The 19,703-nt window shown below is 71.6% G+C and carries 14 protein-coding genes; 4 read left to right on the top strand and 10 right to left on the bottom strand.

Features of this window, described 5'->3' with window-relative positions:
- Positions 1-3: 3 nt before the first annotated feature.
- The 4 genes from OEB96_RS06845 to OEB96_RS06830 form a co-directional block, all read right to left on the bottom strand.
- Entirely contained in the window at positions 4-2,538 is a 2,535-nt protein-coding gene (locus tag OEB96_RS06845; protein ID WP_266214644.1) for a hypothetical protein, read from the bottom strand.
- Entirely contained in the window at positions 2,528-3,535 is a 1,008-nt protein-coding gene (locus OEB96_RS06840; protein ID WP_266214643.1) for an AAA family ATPase, read from the bottom strand. The genes OEB96_RS06845 and OEB96_RS06840 overlap by 11 nt, the downstream gene beginning before the upstream one ends.
- Entirely contained in the window at positions 3,532-6,477 is a 2,946-nt protein-coding gene (locus OEB96_RS06835; RefSeq protein ID WP_266214642.1) for a metallophosphoesterase family protein, read from the bottom strand. The genes OEB96_RS06840 and OEB96_RS06835 overlap by 4 nt, the downstream gene beginning before the upstream one ends.
- A 174-nt stretch (positions 6,478-6,651) precedes the next feature.
- Complete coding sequence (locus OEB96_RS06830) at positions 6,652-8,424, bottom strand: Rieske 2Fe-2S domain-containing protein (protein WP_266214641.1); 1,773 nt, start codon at positions 8,422-8,424, stop codon at positions 6,652-6,654.
- Positions 8,425-8,603: 179 nt separating this feature from the next.
- Here OEB96_RS06830 and OEB96_RS06825 point away from each other — a divergent pair, with 179 nt between their 5' ends.
- Positions 8,604-9,200, top strand: a complete 597-nt coding sequence (locus tag OEB96_RS06825) for an SHOCT domain-containing protein (protein ID WP_266214640.1) — start codon at positions 8,604-8,606, stop codon at positions 9,198-9,200.
- A gap of 6 nt (positions 9,201-9,206) precedes the next feature.
- Positions 9,207-9,914: a DUF3025 domain-containing protein gene (locus OEB96_RS06820; protein ID WP_266214639.1), complete on the top strand. Its 708-nt coding sequence runs from the start codon at positions 9,207-9,209 to the stop codon at positions 9,912-9,914.
- 3 nt (positions 9,915-9,917) lie between these two features.
- Here OEB96_RS06820 and OEB96_RS06815 read toward each other — a convergent pair whose 3' ends face one another.
- A complete protein-coding gene (locus tag OEB96_RS06815; protein ID WP_266214638.1) occupies positions 9,918-11,030 on the bottom strand; it encodes a glycoside hydrolase family 5 protein in 1,113 nt (370 codons plus the stop codon).
- A 155-nt stretch (positions 11,031-11,185) separates the two neighbouring features.
- On the opposite strand from OEB96_RS06815, the gene OEB96_RS06810 reads away from it, so the two are divergent.
- Positions 11,186-13,048, top strand: a complete 1,863-nt coding sequence (locus OEB96_RS06810) for a S41 family peptidase (RefSeq protein WP_266214637.1) — start codon at positions 11,186-11,188, stop codon at positions 13,046-13,048.
- Positions 13,049-13,065: 17 nt separating this feature from the next.
- Here the strand turns inward: OEB96_RS06810 and OEB96_RS06805 are convergent, their stop codons facing one another.
- The 5 genes from OEB96_RS06805 to OEB96_RS06785 form a co-directional block, all read right to left on the bottom strand.
- Positions 13,066-14,112 carry a hypothetical protein gene (locus OEB96_RS06805; RefSeq protein WP_266214636.1) on the bottom strand — a complete coding sequence of 349 codons (1,047 nt, stop codon included), beginning with the start codon at positions 14,110-14,112 and terminating at the stop codon, positions 13,066-13,068.
- 88 nt (positions 14,113-14,200) lie between these two features.
- Positions 14,201-15,076, bottom strand: coding sequence for an endonuclease/exonuclease/phosphatase family protein (locus OEB96_RS06800; RefSeq protein ID WP_266214635.1), 876 nt, complete (start codon positions 15,074-15,076; stop codon positions 14,201-14,203).
- 157 nt (positions 15,077-15,233) lie between these two features.
- Positions 15,234-15,977, bottom strand: a complete 744-nt coding sequence (gene pgeF / locus OEB96_RS06795) for a peptidoglycan editing factor PgeF (RefSeq protein WP_266214634.1) — start codon at positions 15,975-15,977, stop codon at positions 15,234-15,236.
- A gap of 49 nt (positions 15,978-16,026) precedes the next feature.
- Positions 16,027-17,022, bottom strand: a complete 996-nt coding sequence (locus OEB96_RS06790; protein ID WP_266214633.1) for an RluA family pseudouridine synthase — start codon at positions 17,020-17,022, stop codon at positions 16,027-16,029.
- An 18-nt stretch (positions 17,023-17,040) separates the two neighbouring features.
- Entirely contained in the window at positions 17,041-17,307 is a 267-nt protein-coding gene (locus OEB96_RS06785; RefSeq protein WP_266214632.1) for a hypothetical protein, read from the bottom strand.
- A 143-nt stretch (positions 17,308-17,450) separates the two neighbouring features.
- On the opposite strand from OEB96_RS06785, the gene OEB96_RS06780 reads away from it, so the two are divergent.
- Positions 17,451-19,703 (top strand): sensor histidine kinase, encoded by a 2,253-nt coding sequence (locus OEB96_RS06780; RefSeq protein WP_266214631.1) that lies wholly within the window; start codon positions 17,451-17,453, stop codon positions 19,701-19,703.

The raw sequence follows: 19,703 nt of genomic DNA, 5'->3' as shown, positions 1-19,703 counted from the left end.
CGGCTACCTCGCCTCCTTCTCGAGCCGGGGCTCGGGCACCGGGCTCTCGAGCGAGCGCTGGACGGGCGGATCGTGGACCTGCTCGAAGACCCAGCTCTCCTCCTGGAGGTCGCCTCGGGCCGTGCATCGCCGCACGTGCTTGACGAGGCGCCCGTCGAACCCATCGATCGAGAGGGTCTGCCTCTCCACGCAAGGCGCCCACAGGGTCCTCCACTCCACCCACGGCGAGAGCTCCGGCCGGAGTCGCCGGCTGGTCTTGGTGAAGCGAGAGCTCGCTTCGCACCTCCACCATCCGTCGTCGGCAGCGGCACACCCTCCCCAGCTCTCGTCGGGCTGCGGACCGACCCAGCGGATCTCGGGCGCCGCGCCGCTCGAGCCGGGCATCATCATCTCCACCATGCCCCGCCCCAGCGCCGTCACCCCCAGCCCCAGGCAGAGCCCCAGCCCCCAGCCCCAGCGCCCCGCTCGCTGCACCCGCGCCACCGGGTGACGCACCGCAAACCCCATGCGCCCGAGCATCACCTGCACGTCGACCGACCGCTCCTCGTACCTCCACGGCAGGCGCACGCGATCCTCGTCGCCATCGACATCGGTGTACTGCGCCACCAGCTCCCGCACCACGTCCCCGAGCACCTCGGTCTGGAACAGCGCATAGAGCCCCTCGTCGCCGCGCACGACCTCCTCGGGCCGATCCCACAGCCCGAGCACGAGCCGCTCCACCATCAATGCGTCGCGCGTGCCCGGCTCGAGCGTCGGCTCGGCCAGCGCCTGGGCGTAGTACTCGTGCCAGAACGCCAGCGCTCGCCCCAGCAGCGTCTTGCGCTCGATCGCATCCCACCCCATCGCCCGGTAGCCGAACGCACGATCGTAGTCGGCCAGGATCGCCACCCGCTGCGGCCGGCTCCACACCAGGTGCTGCCCCCGACCGTGCCGCTGCCGCAGCGCGTCGACGGCGAAGCCCTCGATCCGAAGCCCCAGCGCGTTGCGCAGCGCCAGCGCGTCCTCTTCCCTGATCCTGCGAGGCGCCAGCGCGCACGCGGTCTCCCAGCGCAGGAGCTCCCGCTCGCGCTCGACCGCCCCGCCCTCGCGCAGGGCTCCCGCGAGGTGGGCCACCGCATCGGCCGGTCGCAGGCACGCGATGCCATAGGGCTCGAGCATGCGCTCGACCTCCGCCACCCGCTCGCCGAACACCACCACCGCCAGCGCGTGCCATCCCTGCAGGCGCCGCAGGAGGTCCTGCACCTGCGCCCCCTCGCGGGCCGTGCGAGCCTGCAAGAGGCCGTGCCCGTCGGTCAGCACCACCCCCCGCGTGGTGCGGCGCTGCTCGTCGAGCTCGGCCGGGCTGAACGCAGGGCCATCGACCTTCTGCAGGCTGTCGGGCACCCGCGCAAAGGTGGCCACGTGCACGGGCAGCTCGGCTTCCTTCAGGGTGCGCACGATCTCCGCCTCGAGCCGCTTGGCGTCGGCCTGGCCCGACTTCATCCGGCGATCACGCCACAGCCACACCCCGCGGTGCTCGAATGCGGGCTGGAACCATAGCTGCGGCAGACCACCGCGCCCGATGGTCTCGTCGACGGTGCGCTCGGCGTCGAGCTGCTCGGTGAGGCGCTCGGACACCTCGCGCCCGATGCCCCAGACGAGCGTCTCCTGCTCCGAGCGCTCCACGAACGCGGGCAGCTTGCCGCGATCGAGCTCGGGCTGGACCCGTCCCCCCCCGTGCCGCGCGGGTCGAGCCGCCGGCGCGGGCAGCAATCGCTGCCGCCGGCTGCTGCGCCACGCCACGACGAGCACCACCAGCGACAGCCCGCCGACCCCCCACGACGACCACGGAATGCTCGAGTCGTCCCATGCCCGGGGAATGGCAACCATCACCGGCCACGGCACCGCCACCTTCACGCGGGTCAGATCGAGCGGAGGTCGAACGTCCTCGGCTTCGTTGGGCGCCGCCTCACCCGAACCATCGTCGCCGTCCGCCGCGGACTCGCCGTCCGTGCCGCGCTCGTCCCTCTGGGGAGCATCCCGAGCCCCCGTGCTCTCCTTGGCGTCCGTCGCGGTCGCACGCTGACCATCCGCCCCACCGTCGAACGGAGCGAGCATGGACCACCCCCCCCAGCCGATCAGCACCACCAGCACGAGCAGCGGCCCGATCCACCTCGCCGCCCCTCGCGATGACGAGGCCTCGTCGGCCGAGACCCCGGGCGTCGCGACCCTGCCCCACGCGGTGCTCGCCTCGACCCCCCCGCCCCACGACGCCCTGGCCTCGCGGGGCAGCCCGACCAACCAGCGCGCGTACCCTCCCTCGACCAGCTCGCGCTCGGCCGGTGACTTGGCCAGCGTCGCGCACAAGAGCCGCCGCAGGCGCTCCGGCTCCGCGTCGACCCACGCCACGAAGACCGCGTCGCCGCTCGGTACGCCGGCATCCTCCAGCACGTGCTCGAGCCGCACGCGCTCCATCACGCCCATGGCCAGCCCCTCGCGGGCCAGCTGCTGCTGCAGGCGCTCGACGTGTGGCCAGCGCGAGTGAGGATCAGGTCGCACGGAGGGTCTTGAGATCGTCGCGGTCCTTGATCAACGCCGAGAGCAGCGGAAGCTCCCCGACGCTCCCGGTCAGCTCGCTCGCCTTCACCCCGCGGGTGTCGAGCGCAGCCATCCACACCAGCAGCTCCGCCGTGGCCGGCAGCTTGTGCAGCCGCGGCACCCGACGCACCCGCATGAACGCCTGCACCGCGGCCTCGTCCGTCGGCCCGAGCGAGGGCACCTCCCCGGGTCCGATCCCCTCGGGCCGCCCCTTGGCGGGCCCGCCGTCCCGCTGGAAGTCCCGCCACGCCGCCACCGCCCGGCGCACCAGGGTCTCGTCGAACTCGATGTGGTGGAAGATGCAGCGCCGCAGGAACGCGGGCGGCAGCCGCTTCTCGCTGTTGCTGGTGATCACCACGATCGGCAGCCGATCCTTGTGACCGCTCAGCTCTTCACGGGTCTCCTTGCAGCGGATCTCGAACTGATCGAGCTCGCGCAGCAGGTCGTTGGGAAAGTCGCGCGGGGCCTTGTCGATCTCGTCGATGAGCACCACCGCCGTCTTGCCCGACTTGGCCACCTCGATCGCGCGCCACAGCGGCCCCTTGTCGCGGTACTGCTTGGGGTCGAGCTCCTCGTCCTTCCGCGACTTGCGCTGGGCATCGTAGAAGTACTGCACCGTGTCGAACGTGTAGAGCAGATCCCTCCACACCGTGGTCGACTTGACCGGCAAGGTGAAGGGCTGCTCGCGCTCGGCCTCGGGCACGCCTGCCTCGAGGCCGAAGTACCACGTGAGGTAGTACGCCAGCTGGCTCTTGCCCGTGCCCGGCTCGCCGGTGAGCAAGAGCGGCGCCCCCACCGAGAGCGCCACGTTGATCGCGGTGGCCAGCTCGGCATCGAGCCGATAGAGCGGCGCCCCGGCGCGGAGGTCGTGCAGCCGAAGCTGCGAGCGACGCCGCTGCAGGGCATCGGGGCCCAGCGGCTCGGTGCGAAGGTGATCGATGATCTCGAACTCGCTCATGTGAAGTCGATCTCCAGGTCGAGCCCGGCGGTGACGGCCCCGAGGCTCGCCTCACCGGCCAGCGCCGTCCAGGTGCCTCCGCGCTCGGTCCTCTCGATGAGCGCGATCACGTCGTCGAAGTAGCCGCCGGTGCTGGCGATGATCGCATGGGCTGCAGCCGGGATCAGGGCCTCGGGGCACCGTGTGAGCCGGCGGTCTCGCAGGTAGCGATCGAGATCCTCCTCCTTGACCTTGCCCAGCTGCGGCAGCAGCTTGATCGTGGCCTGGTGGCTCTGCTCGACGCGCGCGAGCTGGGCCATCACCTGCTCGAAGCGAGCGAACCGCTCGGGTCGCAGCCGCACCGTGAGGGTGGAGAGCACCCGCACCCAGGGATGGCCGTCGCACAGGTGCGGCAGGTCCTCGGCCGCCATGCGCAGCCAGGCCTGCAGCTCACCGGCCCGAACGTGCTCGTCGGCCACCCCCCAGTCGAGCCACATCACGAACATGTCGGTGCCCACGTCGTGGAAGTCGGCCATGCGCTGCACCGCCGCCGCCAGCTCCTCGCCTTGGCGCGCGTCGAGCTCCTCGCGCAGCATCCGTCGCAGATCCTCGCGCATCGCCTCGGTCGGGCGCCCCAACGCGGGCAGGGGCACGCCCTGACGCACGACCACGGTGCCGACCAGCTCGCGCTCGTCGAGCTCGTGCTCGAGCTGCCGACTGAGCAGCTCGGGCAGGTCGCGCTCGCTGCCGAAGCACACGATCGATTCCACCCGCCGCGACGAGTCGCGCACCAGCTCGTCGAGGTGCTGGCGGAACAGCGCGCGCTGATCCTTGCGGTCCACCCGCAGCTCGGCCAGGCCGTCGAGCGGCAGCGCCAGCGCGTGCGCCGTGGACCAGCTGAAGTAGTCGGTGTGCGCCCGCATCCCCGCCCAGCGCCGCGAGGGCCCCGCCGCCGGCAGCTCGTGCATGGCCTCCACCGGATCGAGCGCCTCGATGAGCAAGCCGTGCAGCCAGGCCATCATCACGTCGACCACGTCGTCGGCGTGCCCCGGCACGGTGGGGCCGATCACACAGGGCAGCCCACCGCCAGCCACCGCTCGCAGGGGCAGCGGCAGATCACCGAGCGTCGCGAGGTAGAGCGCCCTGACCGGGCCGCGCAGCCGCTCGGCGATCGCGGCCAGCGGCACCCGGTCGACGCTGCCGGCGCTGCCCAGGCGCAGGGCTGGCGTGCCGCCGATCACGTGGTGGGCCAGCGCCAACACCACGTGCGGCCGCAGCAGCTCGACCTTGCGCGTCAGCTCGTCGAGGCTGCGTGCCACCGCCAGGTGTCCCCCGAGATCGTCGCTCAGCCCGGGCCACGCTCCCATCAACAGCTCGCGGATCATCAGCTCGACCCGCGGGGCCCGGCGTCCCAGCGCTCCCCACGTGGGGGCCAGCAGCACGATCGAGCACGGGTTCGGTAGCTGGATCGCCGCCTCCGGAGTCGCCGAGCTCGCCAGCTCGAACGTCCAGCCGTCCTCGGTGAGCCAGTGCCCGCGGTCCGCAGCGAGCCGCCACGGCACCCCGGCCACCTCGTCGTCCTCCACGAGCAACCGACAGCGCACCGGGCCCACCGCCGGCCCCGGTCGCTCGTCGCGCTCGGTGACGAACAGGCTGCGGAAGATCTCGTGGAATTGCTCCTGCCCATGCCGCCCGAACAGCAGCTCGCCGATCCGCTCGCCCAGACCGCCGAAGTCGTGCCCATCGACCAGGGTCGTGAGCCCCTCGGTCGACCATGGATCGACGACCCGCTCGCGAAAGGGGCTCGGTCGATCGGGGGTCCGAAAGCTCCACTGGATCCGCGGACCCTGACGCGTGCCCATCACGACGAGCTCGCGCCGAAACCCCCCGCGCCTCTGCGCCCGACGGCGGCGCCCCGGAAACGGATGCAAGGTCTCGCGGGTCCGTGGCGGCACGTCCTTGGCCACCGCGGGCTCGGGTGGCTGCGTCGGACGCTGCCCCGGCAGCGGCACCGTGCCCTCGTAGTCGGGCGAGTGGGCAAACAGCTCGGTGTCGAGCGTCCAGGTCGACTGGCTGTCGACGTGGCGGATCGGACGCAGTCGCAGCTGCTGGCCATCCCACCGGGCCAGCAGTGCGCGGTTGGGCCAACGCGATCCCTGATAGCTCGCCCCCGCGGCGATCTGGATGCAGCCCCCCGCATGGGTGAGCACCTGCTCCACCTCGCTCTCGTGCAGGTGTCCGCGCAGCAGCACGTCCATGCTCGCACGGAGCTTGCGCTGCACCTCGCCGCGCTCCTCGTCGTGGAGCCACTCGAGCGGATGGTGCATGAGCGCCACCCACAGATCGGCCGGAGTGTGCTCCTTCAGCGCCTCGACGCGAGCCAGCGCCCCGTCGAGGCAGCGCCTGCCCACCCACAGCCGGCCGTGATCGTCGTCGCCCTGCGAGAACCACGCGGTGTCGATGGGCAGCACGCCCACCCGCGCCCGCGGCAGCGCGATCACGTCGACCGGACCACAGGTCGACGTGGCCTCGAGGCGACGGATGCCCGCGAAGTAGTCGTCGTACCATGCGCGATAGGCATGGAGCTTGCCCGCATGGTCGTGCGTGCGGTCGGGTGCGAAGTACTGATCGGCCTGGGCATTGCTCGCCAGGCTGCGCAGCAGGTACTCGCCCTTGTCGCGATCGACGTCGTGGTTGCCGGGCACCACCCACAGCCGCTCGCGCTGCCCCGACAGGCCCGCCGCCGCGAGCAAGCCATCGAACAGCTCGGTGGCCCACGCGTACTCCTCGGTCTTGCCGCGATTGGCGATGTCACCGGTCACGAACACGAGCTCGGGGCGCCAGCCGGCCTCGGCCTCGCGCTGAACCGCGGACAGCAGCGCATCGAGCACGCGATTGGCGTCGTAGCGATCGCCACCCCGCAGGTGAAGATCGGAGACGTGCAGCCAACGGAGCTCCCCCACCCCTCCTTGGTCGCCCATCCCCGCGCCGCGGTCAACCACCACCCGTGCTCACGACCGCTCGGACCGCCTCGCTGCGCGAGAACACCCGTCGGTTCCGCCACGCAGCCCCTCTCGTGCCGAGGCCCGCCTGGGTCTGCCTCGGGTCCACCCGAAGATGGCCGCTTCGTCAGCCGCTCACGTGCGCGTGTGCGGGACCTTGCCCTCGACCACCAGGCGCTCGGCCTCGTGCGCCAGCTGCCCCACCGCGCGCTCGCGATGCGGGGACGCGCCGAAGCGCACGAGCGCCAGGATCGGCAGCTCGGCCCACGCAGTATGTTGCAGGCGCGCCGCGACCTCGAAGGCCACACGCGCCACCTTGATCGCGTGCGCCACCACGATCGGGCGAGTGTAGAGGTCGCGGAGCGGCAGGTCCTCGGCCGCATGCCGCAGCGCCTCGTCGGGACCGTGCGCCGCGAGGTAGCCGGAGGCCAGGGCCACGGCCGCCTCCGGATCGCGCGCGGTGATCGCAGCGTCGAGCGCCTGCAGCGTCACCGGCTCCGCGCCGGGCGTGCACCCACGCTCGAGGCCAGTTGGCGCCGGTGAGGCATCGAGCGTCCGCGCATTGTTGACGAAGCGGGCGGCCTGGAACAGCAGGCGCAGGACCGAGGGATCGTCGTAGCGCCCCACCGCGTGGTGCACCGCGGCCGCAAACGTGAGCGTGTGGCTGACGTCGAGCCAGCCCTCCTGCACGGTGGGATCGCGCTCGACCGCGAGCTCGAAGCGAAGCATCCGCTCGGCGGCCGCCGCTGCGATCACGTCGGCGATGGCGGTCGGGGCCGCCCCCTGCTGCAGCGCCTCGGCGATCGCATCGAACGCCTCGTCGCGCTCGCCGTCCACCAGCGCGCGCCACCACGCCTCACGCTGCGATCGTGGCAGCTCGGCCGCCGTCCCCGCTCGGGGCGCCGCCGCCCACCACCGCGGCAGCGCGTCCTCGTGCTCGGCCAGGCGCCGCACGAACGACTGCCAGCGCGGCAGCGTGTCCTCGCGCGTGGCATCGACGATGCCGCGCAGGTGGGCCGGCAGCAGCACCTGCGCGTGCTCCCAGCCCACCGCCTCGAGCAGCTCGAACAGCTTGCCTTGATAGATGAGCGGATGCCCGAACGACAGGAAGTGATCGCAGCACGGACCGAACAACCACGGCTCGAGCTCGGCCCGCCCCCAGCCCTTGGCCAGGGCACCGCGCAGCAATCCCTCGGCCTGCTCGCCCTCCTCCTGCTCGACCAGCGCCCGCAGCCGTCGCCCCGCCGCGACGGGGTCGTCACCCGGATCGATCGGAGCTGCGACGGGCCGCAGCGGGCGTCGCACGTGGCTCTCGCTGACCAGATCGAACACCTGCATCAGCGGCAGCACCGCCCGGGTCCCGGGGTAGCGGGGCAGCAGCGGCAACAGATCGGTCGCGACCGCGAGCGCGTGCGTGGTGCCGTACTCGGCCCGCTCGGCGTCGAAGCGCGCGGCCTCCAGGGCCAGCATGCGAGCATCCATCCCGGCATCGAGCAGCCGCGTGAGCTCGCGTGCGATCTGTCCGAGCCTGCGCTCCAGCATGCCCTCTGCCAGCCGCTGCAGCCCTCGCGCCTTTGCGCCTTCGTCGGCAGGGGGACGAGCATCCACCTGCACACGCCCATCGACCACCCGCACCGGGTACACCGCGACCGACTCGTCCCCCTTGAGACAGCGACCGTCGCGGAGGTCGAACTTGAAGTTGTGCCACGCGCAGGTCAGCGTGCAGCCTCGCAGCTGCCCCTGGGCCAGCGGATAGCCCTCGTGCGGGCAGCGATCGTCCACGGCCCACAGCTCGCCGGCCTCGTTGCGCAGCACCGCGAGCCGGCGGCGCCCCTGGCGAAGCACCACCGGATGCGAAGGGGTGATCTCCGCCTCTGCGGCCACGTCGACCCAGACCTCGTCACTCATGGCAGCCATCATGCCAAGCGGCGGCGCACGGCGCTCGAGTCGTGTCGGTGCGACGAGCATCCTGCCAATCCATCGTCACGCTGCGTGGACGTCCGCCCGCAACCCCCACGGGGTCCCCTGCGCCAAGACCGCCATCTCGCGCATCCCCATGCGCCACGGGTGCGCTACCCTTGGCGACCATGATGGGGCTCATCGTGCTCGTCAGCGCGATCTGGATGGCCGTCGATTCCTCGAATCTCGGCTACGACAAGCGCGACCTCAAGGGCTTGGCCGCGATTGGGCCCATGGGCTGGTTCTTTTGCGGCTTGCTGCTGTGGATCATCGCGTTCCCGCTCTACCTCATCAAGCGCCCCGAGCTGAAGGAGGCGGGCGAGCGCCGCCGCCGAGGACTGGGGGGAACGACGCCTCCGGCCGGCTACTTGCCACCGCCCTACGGCCAGCCTCCTCCGCCCTACGGTCAAGCGCCCTACGGCCAGCCTCCACCGCCCTACGGGCAAGCGCCCTACGGCCAGCCTCCACCGCCCTACGGGCAAGCGCCCTACGGCCAGCCTCCGCCCTACGGCCAAGCGCCCTACGGCCAGCCTCCGCCCTACGGCCAAGCGCCCTACGGCCAGCCTCCCTACGGCCGACCACCAGCGCCCCCCTCGCCCCCGACTCCGCTCACGGCCGAGGAGGTCGGCGATCAGATCTACAAGCTCTCCGAGCTGCGCGACGCCGGCATCCTCACCGAGGAGGAGTTCGAGCAGCAAAAGGCGCAGATCCTCGCTCGCATGTAGCTCGCGATGGATCCCTCTCCCTGGCGCCGCCATCGAGCGCTCGCGGTGCTCGCCGAGGCCTGGCCGCCGCTCGCCGCCCCCGATCCACCCTCACGGGACCAGCTCGATCGTTGGCTCGCCGCCAGCGGCTCGCGCTGGCGCCTCGCCGGCCCGGACGAGGCCAAGGCCAGCGCCGGCTACGAAGCGGCCGTCGTCGCCGGCACCATCCCCACCCGCGAGGGCTCGTGGCACGACACCTTCAACGTGCTGTCGTTCATCGCGTTTCCCCGCACCAAGCACGCGCTGCATCGGCGGTACCTCGAGCTGCAGCACGGCCGCCGCGATCCCACCTCGGGTCGCCTCGGCAACCGTGGCCGCGAGGAAGACGCGCTCGCCTTGCTCGACGAGGCCTCGATCGTCCTCGCCGCTCTGCCCGAGGCCATCGAGCCGCTCGAGCGAGCGCGCCGCGAGGGTACGCTCGAGCCGCTCGATCACGCCGTGCGCTCGCATGGCGCCCGCGCCTACGTGCTCGGCCACGCCCTGCTCGAGCACCTGGTCCTCGACCGCGGCCCGATCGGCGCCGGCGTCATCACCCTCGCGGTCGGCGCTCTCACGCGCTCCGCCGTCGACCTCGCCCTGGCCCGCCGGATCGAGGCTGGGGGCTTTCCACACCCGCAGGTCTCGCCCACCGTGCCGTGGCCGAGCGACACCGTCGACGCATGGATGACCACATGAGCTTCATGGCGTGAGCGCTCCCGCCTGCATGCGAGCCCGCACGAACGGCGCGTGACCAAACAGATACTCGCTGGTCCAGCCGCCCGACAGCGGGGCATCCGGCTGCAACAGGCAGCTCGAGTCCCGGCCACAATCATCGAGCTTCCACGCGGTCCACCCCACGTGGTTTTCGTTCATCCACTCGTGCCACGCGGTCGCCTCCTCCAGGCACACCTCGCCATCGAGTCCGCCGTCGGCGTGGGTCGCCCCCCACTCGGTCACGAACAGCGCCGCGCCGTCGCCGAGCGCACGCGTCCCCAGGTTGCGCAGCTGCGCCCCGTGGGTGCAGGCGTAGAAGTGGAGCGTGTACATCAGGTTGTCGCCATCGAGGGGATCGGCCGCCGCGTGGTGCACGTACTGCGACCAATTCGGCGTCCCCAGGATCACGACGTTGTCGGGATCCTCCTGCCGGATCGCCGCGACCACGGCCTCGTGGTAGGGCTTGAGCACGTCGCTCCACGACACCTGCAGCGGCTCGTTGTACGGCTCGTAGATCACGTTGGGCACGTCGCCGTAGGTCGCTGCGATGCTGCGAAAGAACTCGACCGCCTCGGCCTGGTGCTCCTGGGCCTCGTGATCGTGCCAGTCGATGATCACGTACACGCCCGCCGCGATCGCATTGTCGACGATGGTCTGCACCTGGGCCCGCGCGTGCTCTGGATCCTGGAGGTAGGCGCCCTCGGGCTCGATGCCCATCGACGCGCGGATCACCGACAAGCCCCAGTTGTTTCGCATCCAGCGCAGCGCCGTGGGATCCTCGGCGTAGCCATCGTCCTCCCAGTTGAGCCACATGCTGCTGACCCCACGCAGCTGCACCGGCTCGCCGCTCTCGTCGCGGAGCTTGCCCTCGGCCACGTGGAGCTGGCCATGGCGCTCGACCGGCGTGGGGCCGAGCTCCCCGGCGCCCCGATCCTCGTCGGATCCCTCGTCGTAGGGATCGATGGCCTCGATGATCTCCTCGTCTTCGAGCTCGTCCGGAGCCGAGCTGCGGCCCGCGTCGCACCCCCCGAGCACCATCACCACGCCGAGCCACACGTGGAGGAGTGTGGATCGCGCCCATGCCGGCCACCGTGCCATGCTTCTTCCCCCCAGGGGCCACACCGCGCAGACCTCGATGAAAATAACTGCCGTGGTCACCGGGGGGAAGACGAGCGGGCGCAACTTGCGTATATTGCGCGCCCGTGGACGACGAGCCCGGGAACCTTTTACCTCCGGCTGGCGTCCGTGAGGCGATGCCGACGTCTCGTTGGGCCGCCGGGTTGCTCGCGTGTCTCCTCCTGGGCTGTGCCCACCAGGGCGTGGCCGCTCCTGCCGAGCCCGCGGCTCCCCGCGCGCCGGCTCGCGATCGCGCCACCACCCCCGAGGAGAACCTCGTCGCCTTCGCCCGGGTGTACGGCTACGTTCGGTTCTTCCACCCCACCGACGCCTCGCAGCAGGCCGACTGGCAGCGGCTGGCCGTCGCCGGGGTGCAAGAGGTCCACGACGCGCCCACCCTCGACGTGCTCGCCCAGCGGCTCGACGCGTTGTTCCGCCCCCTCGCGCCCTCGCTGCAGCTGTGGGTCGACGGCGAGCCCCCGCCACCGCTCCCCGTGGCCCCAACGCGACGCGACGGCCTGGTCTACTGGCAGTATCAGGGGTTTCCGGGCTCGTGGGTGTCGCTGCATCGCGCGCCCTACGTCAAGGCGCGCGTGCACCCCGACGAGGCGTGGCGCCGCCGCTTCGCCGAGTCGCCGTCGCCCGATGCACGCGTCGAGGTGCAGCTCGCCCCCTCGCTCCACCTGCGGCTGCCCGTGGTGCTGAGCGCCGAGCAGGCCGAGCGAGCCGCAAGGGCCCCCACGCCCGCGCTCGATCCCTCGCTCGATCTCCAGCGCGACCACCACGTGCTCGCCGTGCGCCAGGCCGCCGTGATCGAGGCCTGGAACGTGCTGCGACACTTCTACCCCTATCAACAAGAGCTCGCGCTCGACTGGGACGCGATGCTGGTGTCGAGCCTGCGCGACGCCGAGGACGACGGCGACGTCGCGTCGTTCCGCGACACGCTCCGTGGCCTGCTCGAGCCCTTGCACGACGGTCACGGCTACGTGGGCCACCGGCGCCACGCGCCCGACGCGGCGCTGCCCGTTCGCATCGAGCTGGTCGAGGGCCATGCGGTGGTCACCGGTACCCACGATCCCGATCGCTTCGCGATCGGCGACGTGATCACCGAGATCGACGGGCGACCGGCCATCGATCGGATCGAGCAGATCGCCGCCCGCCTGTCCGGCACGCCGCAGTGGCGCCAGTTCCGGGCCGCGGCCTGGGAGGTTCCACGGGCCGCGCTCGGCGACGAGATCGAGCTGGTGCTCGAGCGCGATGGCCAGCAGCACCGCATGAAGGCGCAGGCCGAGCGCGGCAACGTGCCCATCCCCCCGCGTCCGCCCCCGCTCCACGCCTTCGAGGACGGCGTGCGCTACGTCGACCTCACCCGCGTGACCGAGCAAGAGCTGGAGGCCGAGATCCCGCTGCTCGCCGCTGCCCCCGGCGTGGTGTTCGACATGCGCGGCTACCCCACCGAGAACGACGTGATCATCGATCACCTGCTCGACGAGCCCGAGGACACGCTGTGGATGCACGTGCCGCGCTTCGTCGAGCCCGACGGCCGCGTGGTCGCCTGGCACGACATCGGCTGGCATCGCCGCCCGGCCGCGCCCCACATCGAGGCCCCGGTCGCGTTCCTCACCTCGGCCGAGGCCATCAGCTACGCCGAGTCGGTGCTGAGCTACGTCGAGGCCCACGAGCTGGGCACGCTGGTGGGCACCCCCACCGCCGGTGCCAACGGCGACATCGTCCGCTTCGACACCCTGGGTGGCTTCTACCTCGTGTGGAGCGGCATGCGGGTGACCCGACACGACGGCAGCCCGTTCCACCACCAGGGGGTGCGGCCCCACGTGGAGGTGCATCCCACCCTCGCGGGACTTCGGGCGGGCCGCGACGAGGTGCTCGAGGCCGGGCTCGACGTGGTGCGCCGCCCCGCGGCCACGATGGCCGCCCGGGGCCAGGGCCAGCACGGGAAGAAGCCGCGGGCAGCGGCGCGCTCACGAGCGTCCACGCCGTAGGCGAGCCGCTCGCGCCGCTACATCATCGGGGGCGGCGGAGGATCGCCCTCGAGGCACACGAGCACGGTGGTCGTCAGCTGGCAGACGTTGTCCTGGCAGCGCAGGTCGCCCAGGCAGGGGATGGAGCCGTCGCAGGCCTCGCCGGCCAGGGGACGGGCCAGGCACATGTCCTCCCGGCACACCGCCCAGCCCGCGCAGCGGCCATGCACGCACGCCTCGCCGGGGCCGGGTGCCGCCACGCAGGTCGACGACGACGGCGAGCACACCTCGTTGAGCCCGATGCACGAGCCCTGCTGCAGGTCCGGGTTGCACATCTCGCCGGAGGCCGCGAGCTTGTAGCAGTTGCCCGAGCCGCTGACGTTGCAGCGCTGGCCGTCGAGGCAGCCGTCGACGGCATCGCACGGCAGGCCGTTGTCGACCCGCGCCTGGCAGGTGCCCTGGGTGGGCGGCATGCCGCTGCCATCGTCGGGCGGCACCTGGCAGTAGGCGAGGTCCTCGCAGACGGCCGAGATGCGCACGCCATCCTGGGGCAGCGGACACGTCTGGCCCACCGAGAGCACGCGCCACTCCACGCACTCGCCCGTGCAGCACACCTGGTTGCCCGGGCACGCCGAGCGATCGCAGATCGCCTCGCCCACGCACTCCTCGTCGGCGAAGCACGAGTCCCCCACGTCGATGCGCCCCGCGAACACGGGAGCGCGGGCATCGGCCAGCATGCGCACGTTCTCCACGGTCGCATCGCAGCTGAGGTCGCGCAGGGTATCGAGCCACACCGCCGCCAGCTCGGGGTCGTAGCCCGCGCGATCGAAGCTGGTGACGCCCAGCGCCTGCACCAATCCCTGGTCGTAGGACTCGGAGGCGAGGCACACGTCGCGGCTGGGCATGAAGCCGCAGCGCACCAGATACTCACAGCGAGCATCGCGCTCGTCCACGCGGAGATCGGCGCTCTGCACCGCCGGTGCCTCTTCCGTGTCGCAGGCGAGGACCAGCAAGCATCCGAGCGCCACGCCACACAGCGGGCGCCACCAAGACGACGACGAGGATCGCAGGCTCACAGGGCTCATGTCGGGCAATCGTATCAGCGACGACGCCCATGCGTGCGTGGGCGTTCGTGGGCCTGCCTGGGGGTGCCGACCCTCGCTCCGGGCGGGACTAGAGCCGGCCGCGGAGCATCACCGGGCAGTGGTCGGAAACGTCGAAGTAGTCCGAATCCATGGCCTCCGGGGCGGTCGGAGCACATGCGAGCCTTTCGCACATCCCGCGCACCTCGGCCGTCCACTCGCCTCGGGTGACCACCGCATGGTCGAGCGCCGAGGGGCGGTAGGGCCCAGGGTCGCCGCGGGGTCGCCAGTACTCGGTGCAGGCCAGGTCGGCGGTGGGGAGCCGCAGGCCCGCCGTGGCCACCGTCTCCTCCACGAACGAGCGCTCCTGCGCCGGCTCGCCGCGAAAGCCCGTGCTGTTGTAGTCGCCCAGGGCCAGGATGGGCGCATCGTAGCGCTGCTGCAGCTCGTGCAGGCGCGCGACCACGCGCGACCACTGCTCGCGGCGGAGGTCGAAGCGATCGGGGAACGGGTGCAGGTGCACCGACAGCACGCCCAGCGGGTGGCCGCGGCGATCCTCGAGCACCGCCAGCGTGCCCGGCAGTCCCGGGCCGCACGTGCCGTCGGGTTGGAGATCGGGGTAGCCCGTGTGCTCGAGCACCGTGAACGTGCTCGCATCGTAGACGACCCCGGTGGTGATCATGCCCGGGTCGTCCCCGTCGGGACCCTCGCCTCCGCAGGGCCCGATGAGCAATTGGTAGTCGCGGCCGCTGTGGCGCGAGGCGTCCTCGAGCACCAGGCCGAACGCACGGGCGTCGCGGATCTCTTGCACGGCGATCACCGAGGCATCGAGCTCGACCAGGCGCTCGGCCACCCGACCACGGTCGGTGGTCTGCTCGGGGAACATGCGGATGTTGAACGTGGCGACGGTGACGGGGGCCGAGCAGCCGAGGGCGAGCGCAGCGACGGCGGCGAGGGGGCCGAGCACGAACCGTTTCATCCGTGAACGCGCGCGCGGATCGAAGCGGGTCGTCTTCGCGGGTCGGGGCTCACGGGGTGGACTCATGCCCCTTGGATCATCGCCTCACGAATCGCCGCCCGCCAAGACCTCGGGGTCTGCTTCGTGCCGAGCGCGCCCCCACCCGTCACCCGGCCACGCCGATGAACGACATCATCTGCCCGATCCCTCCGCCGTCCCGGCGGAAGGAGAAGTAGCGCTCGGGATGAGCGTGGGTGCACGCACCCACCCGCTCGATGCTCTCCTCGGGCACGCCCTGCCCCCGAAGCTGCGCCCGCACCACGCCCACCAGATCGACGTGCGGCTTGGGCCAGCGCTCGCGCTCGACGAACGCTTCGTCGAACTGCGCCGCGACCTCCTCGCCCACCTCGAACGCGTCCTGCTCGATGCACGGACCGATCGCGGCCACCAAGCGCTCGGGCGGAACCCCGGCCTCGGCCAGCACTCGCACGGCCCTCGCGACCACGCCGGCCACCGTCCCCCGCCACCCACTGTGGATCGCCGCGACCGCCTCGCCTTGCCGATCCGCGATCAACACCGGCACACAATCGGCCGTCAGCACCCCCACCACGCACGGTCCGTCCTCGCGATGACACCACAGCGCATCGGCCTCGCTGCCCTGCCCCACGTCGCGCGCCCGCAGCACGTCGGCCCCATGCACCTGCCGCACGCACACCAACCACGCGGGATCGAACCTCGACTCGCCAGCCACCGCCTCGAGGTTGCGCCGCACCGCCTCGGGATCGTCCCCCCACTTGCGACCGAAGTTGAGCGAGGCATACCGCCCCTGGCTGTGCCCCCCACGTCGATCGGTGAAGCCGTGCACGACGGACGGCGCGAGGGCGGACAGAGCAGCGGCACACTCTAGCATCACCCCTACATCGCACAGCCGCGACGAGGGTGCCAGCGAGCCCGCGACCTCATTCCCTCCGCAACGCCTCGATCAACGCACGCAGCGCCGCGGGCAGCTCCGCGGTCCAGCATGCCACCCGGCCGTCTTCGGGGTGCCGTAGCTCGAGCCGCTCGGCGTGGAGTGCATGCCGCCCGAGCCCCTCCACCGCCGCCCTGACCCGTGCATCTCGCGGCGTTCGTCCGTAGAGCGCATCGCCCAGGATCGGCATGCCCAGCCACCGCGCGTGCATGCGGATCTGATGCGTTCGTCCCGTGTGCAGCGAGAACCCCAGCACGCTCGCACCCGCAAGCCGCTCCACCACCTCGATCTCCGTGACCGCCCGCCGCTTCGCGTCCTCCCGTGCACAGAAGCGCCGCCGATCCGCGGGATCGCGACCGTGCCCCGTCTCCACCCGCTTTGCATCCCACGAAGGCAAGCCCTCGACCACCCCGAGATAGCGCCGCCTCAGATCGTGCACGCGAAACTGCGCGGCCAGGGCCTCCTGGGCGGCGGCATGCTTGGCGATCACCATCACCCCGCTCGTGTCGCGATCGAGCCGATGCACGATCCCCGGGCGCGTCGCGTCATTGCCCGGCAGCACCGGCAACCCCTCGGCCGAACACCCGAGATGGTGCAGCACGGCGTTCACCAGCGTGCCCCGCGGATGCCCCGGCCCGGCGTGCACGACCATCCCCGCGGGCTTGTCGACCACGAGCACCGCCGCGTCCTCGTGGATCACCTCGAGCGGCAGCGCCTCGGGCTCCGCCCGCAGCGGCTGCCGCCGAGGCAGCCGCACCTCCACCGCCAGCGATCGCTCGATTCTCGCGCTGGGCTTGAGCACCCTGCCCTCCGCCCGCACGTCCCCCTCGTCGAACGCACGCGCCAGCATGGATCGCGTCACCGCATGCCCCGCCACCTCGAGCGCCTGGACCAGCGCGCGATCACATCGCAGCGGCGGCGACACCGGCTCGAGCGCCACCGTCACCACCTCGGCCATCGCCTCGGCCACCATCCTCGGGGCCACCGCTCGGGGGCAGCGGCGCTACCAGATGTCCGTCTTGAGCGCTGCCATCGGCTTGATCACGCGATCGACGATGGCCCGGTCGAAGTAGTTCTTCTTGAACAGCTCGGGCGTGACGCTCGAGCGGAACAAGTCGCGCCCCTCGGTGATGAACTCCGACAAGTCCTCGAAGAAGCTGTCGCTCTTGAGCGACTCCTCGATCTTGGCCTTGTTGTAGAGGTAGATGTCGGACGCGATGGCGCGAGCCTTTCGCTGCGCCCGCTTGTCGTCGTCGATGATCGCGGCCATGGGTCCCCAGCATGCCACGGCCTGCGGGCCGCCGCCAAACCCGGGACCCAAAGCCCCGTACGAGCCGCGCCGGAGGCCACGGCGCCCCTCTCACCGTATCCCACCCGCCATGGACCCCGGGGGGACGCGTATGATCGCCCCCGGTGGGAAGCGAGAGCCTCAGCTCACTCCTCGCGGCCACGGTGGCCTTCGCCATCGGCACGAGCGTGGTGCTGCGCGATCGCAAGCGCACCCAGGCGGTGCGCCTGGCCGTGTTCTGCTTCAACCTGGGCCTCTACCACGTCGCCCGCTTCTTCCACGGGTTCTCGGGCGCCGAGCTGTTCGCCTGGTTCGGCCAGACCATCGCCCTGGCCCTGCCCTGGACGGCCGACCGACTGCTCGCCAGCTTCGTGCCCTCGTCGGGCAATCGCCGCTGGCAGCCGGGCAGCGGCCTGCGCACGACCCTCGGCGTGGGCCTCGTGGTCGCCCAGACCATCTCCCTGTTCTTCGACGTCGAGCACTACGGCTGGTGGGAGATCATCCCCGTGCTGCTGACGGTCTACGTGGTCGGCGGCCTGTGGTTCGCGAGCATGCGGCTTTGGTGGGCCGCCCGCGCCGCGCGGCAGACCGCCCTCGCCCCCCGGCTGCGCTACCTCTTCTATGCGAGCCTGGTGACGCTGGCCCTGGGCTCGCCGCTGGCCCGCGGCGTGGGCCCGATCGTGACCGCGGTCTACCTCTACTTCGTGGAGCAGACCCTCCGGCGCGAGCGCCTGCTCGACCTGCCCGAGATCGCCACCCGCATCTTCAGCCTCAGCGTGCTGGTGGTGGTGGTCACCGGCCTCTACGCGGCCCTGCTGGTGTGGATCGACCAGGATCCATCGCTGTTCCTGTTCAACGCCGCCGTGGCCTCGTTTGCGGTGGTGATCCTGCTCGAGCCCGTGCGCCGCGAGATCGACCACCGCATCGAGGGCTGGCTGTTCCACGACCGCCCCGTGCTGCGACGCATGCTGGTGCGCCTGCGCCAGCGCCTGCTCAACGTGATCGACGTGGACGAGATGGCGCGCCTGGTGATCGAGTCGCTCGAGTCGTCGGGCCGCGTGACCCAGGCCAGCCTCTACTTGCTCAATCGCGAGGGTACGGCGCTGCTGCTCCAGCGCTGGACCTCGGCCAACGAGGACGCCCCCACCCCGTTGGTCCGCCTCGATCTGGCCACCCGACGACCCATGCTGGAGCGCCTGCAGAGCCACGGCACGGCGCTGCGCGACGAGCTCGAGCGCGAGCGCGAGCGCGCCGGCCCAGAGGAACGCGCCGAGCTGCAGGACATGCTCGACACGCTCGGCGCGCTCGAGGCCAGCCTGGCCCTGCCGATCCTCGGCCGTCCCTCGGGGGTGCCCGACGAGGATCCCGATCTGCTCGGCGCGCTGTTCGTGGACGACCAGCGCCTGGTGGAGCCGTTTGCTCGCGAGGAGGTCGAGCTGTTCGAGGGCGTGGTGGCCCAGGCGGCGACCACCGTGCAGAACTCGGCCGTCTACGAGGGCCGCAAGGAACGCGAGCGCCTCGCCGCACTGGGCGAGATGGCCGCGGGGTTGGCCCATGAGATCCGCAATCCGCTGGGGGCCATGAAGGGCGCGGTCCAGGTGCTGCGACCACCCACCGGGGCCAGCCCAAGCGGTGATGGCCCGCAGGGCCCCGCGATGGACGAGCAGACCCGTGAGTTCCTCGACATCATCCTCGAGGAGGTCGATCGGCTCAATCGCGTGGTGACCCAGTTCCTCACCTACTCGCGGCCCTTCAAGGGCGAGCTGGGTCCGCTCGATCCAAGCGATGTGGTCACGGCCACCTTGCGGCTGGTCCCCGAGGCCGCCCGCAGCCGCATCACGGTGCTCCCCGCTCCCGACGATCTCCCCCGCGTCCGCGGAGACTCGGACGCGCTGCGCCAAGTGCTGCTCAATCTGGTGCTCAACGCCCTCGATGCCATCGGCGACGCGGAGGAGGGCGCGATCGAGATCTCGCTGAGCGTCCGCCGAAGGGGCCTTCTGCGGGCCGATGCGGTGGCGCTCAACGTGTGCGACAACGGTCCCGGCCTGTCGGCGCAGACCATGACCAACCTCTTCGTTCCGTTCCACACCACCAAGAGCGGCGGGACGGGGCTTGGCCTGCCGATCAGCCAGCGGATCGTGCAGAACCATCAGGGGACCATCGAGGTGGGCCGCAGCAGCAACGATGGAGCGCGCTTCACCGTGCTGCTGCCCGTGGACGAGGCCACCTCCAGCGGCGGGCCCAAGGGTGGGACATCCAGCCTCCCCTCGACCGAGGCCCCCACGGCCCCCTCATCGGATCCGCCGACCCAACCCGGGCCCGAGCCGGTGGAGGATGCCCACGGCCCTAGGGCCGCGGCCCGGGTTGCGATACCGTAG

The organism is Paraliomyxa miuraensis (assembly GCF_026337845.1).
Classification (GTDB): domain Bacteria; phylum Myxococcota_A; class Polyangia; order Nannocystales; family Nannocystaceae; genus Paraliomyxa; species Paraliomyxa miuraensis.
This window is presented reverse-complemented; position numbering and strand designations above follow the sequence as displayed.

Coding starts and splice junctions, on each gene's coding strand:
- OEB96_RS06840 (WP_266214643.1), bottom strand. CDS start 3,535: ATGAGCGAGTTCGAGATCATCGATCACCTTCGCACCGAGCCGCTGGGC.
- OEB96_RS06830 (WP_266214641.1), bottom strand. CDS start 8,424: ATGAGTGACGAGGTCTGGGTCGACGTGGCCGCAGAGGCGGAGATCACC.
- OEB96_RS06825 (WP_266214640.1), top strand. CDS start 8,604: ATGATGGGGCTCATCGTGCTCGTCAGCGCGATCTGGATGGCCGTCGAT.
- OEB96_RS06820 (WP_266214639.1), top strand. CDS start 9,207: ATGGATCCCTCTCCCTGGCGCCGCCATCGAGCGCTCGCGGTGCTCGCC.
- OEB96_RS06815 (WP_266214638.1), bottom strand. CDS start 11,030: ATGGCACGGTGGCCGGCATGGGCGCGATCCACACTCCTCCACGTGTGG.
- OEB96_RS06810 (WP_266214637.1), top strand. CDS start 11,186: ATGCCGACGTCTCGTTGGGCCGCCGGGTTGCTCGCGTGTCTCCTCCTG.
- OEB96_RS06805 (WP_266214636.1), bottom strand. CDS start 14,112: ATGAGCCCTGTGAGCCTGCGATCCTCGTCGTCGTCTTGGTGGCGCCCG.
- pgeF (WP_266214634.1), bottom strand. CDS start 15,977: ATGCTAGAGTGTGCCGCTGCTCTGTCCGCCCTCGCGCCGTCCGTCGTG.
- OEB96_RS06785 (WP_266214632.1), bottom strand. CDS start 17,307: ATGGCCGCGATCATCGACGACGACAAGCGGGCGCAGCGAAAGGCTCGC.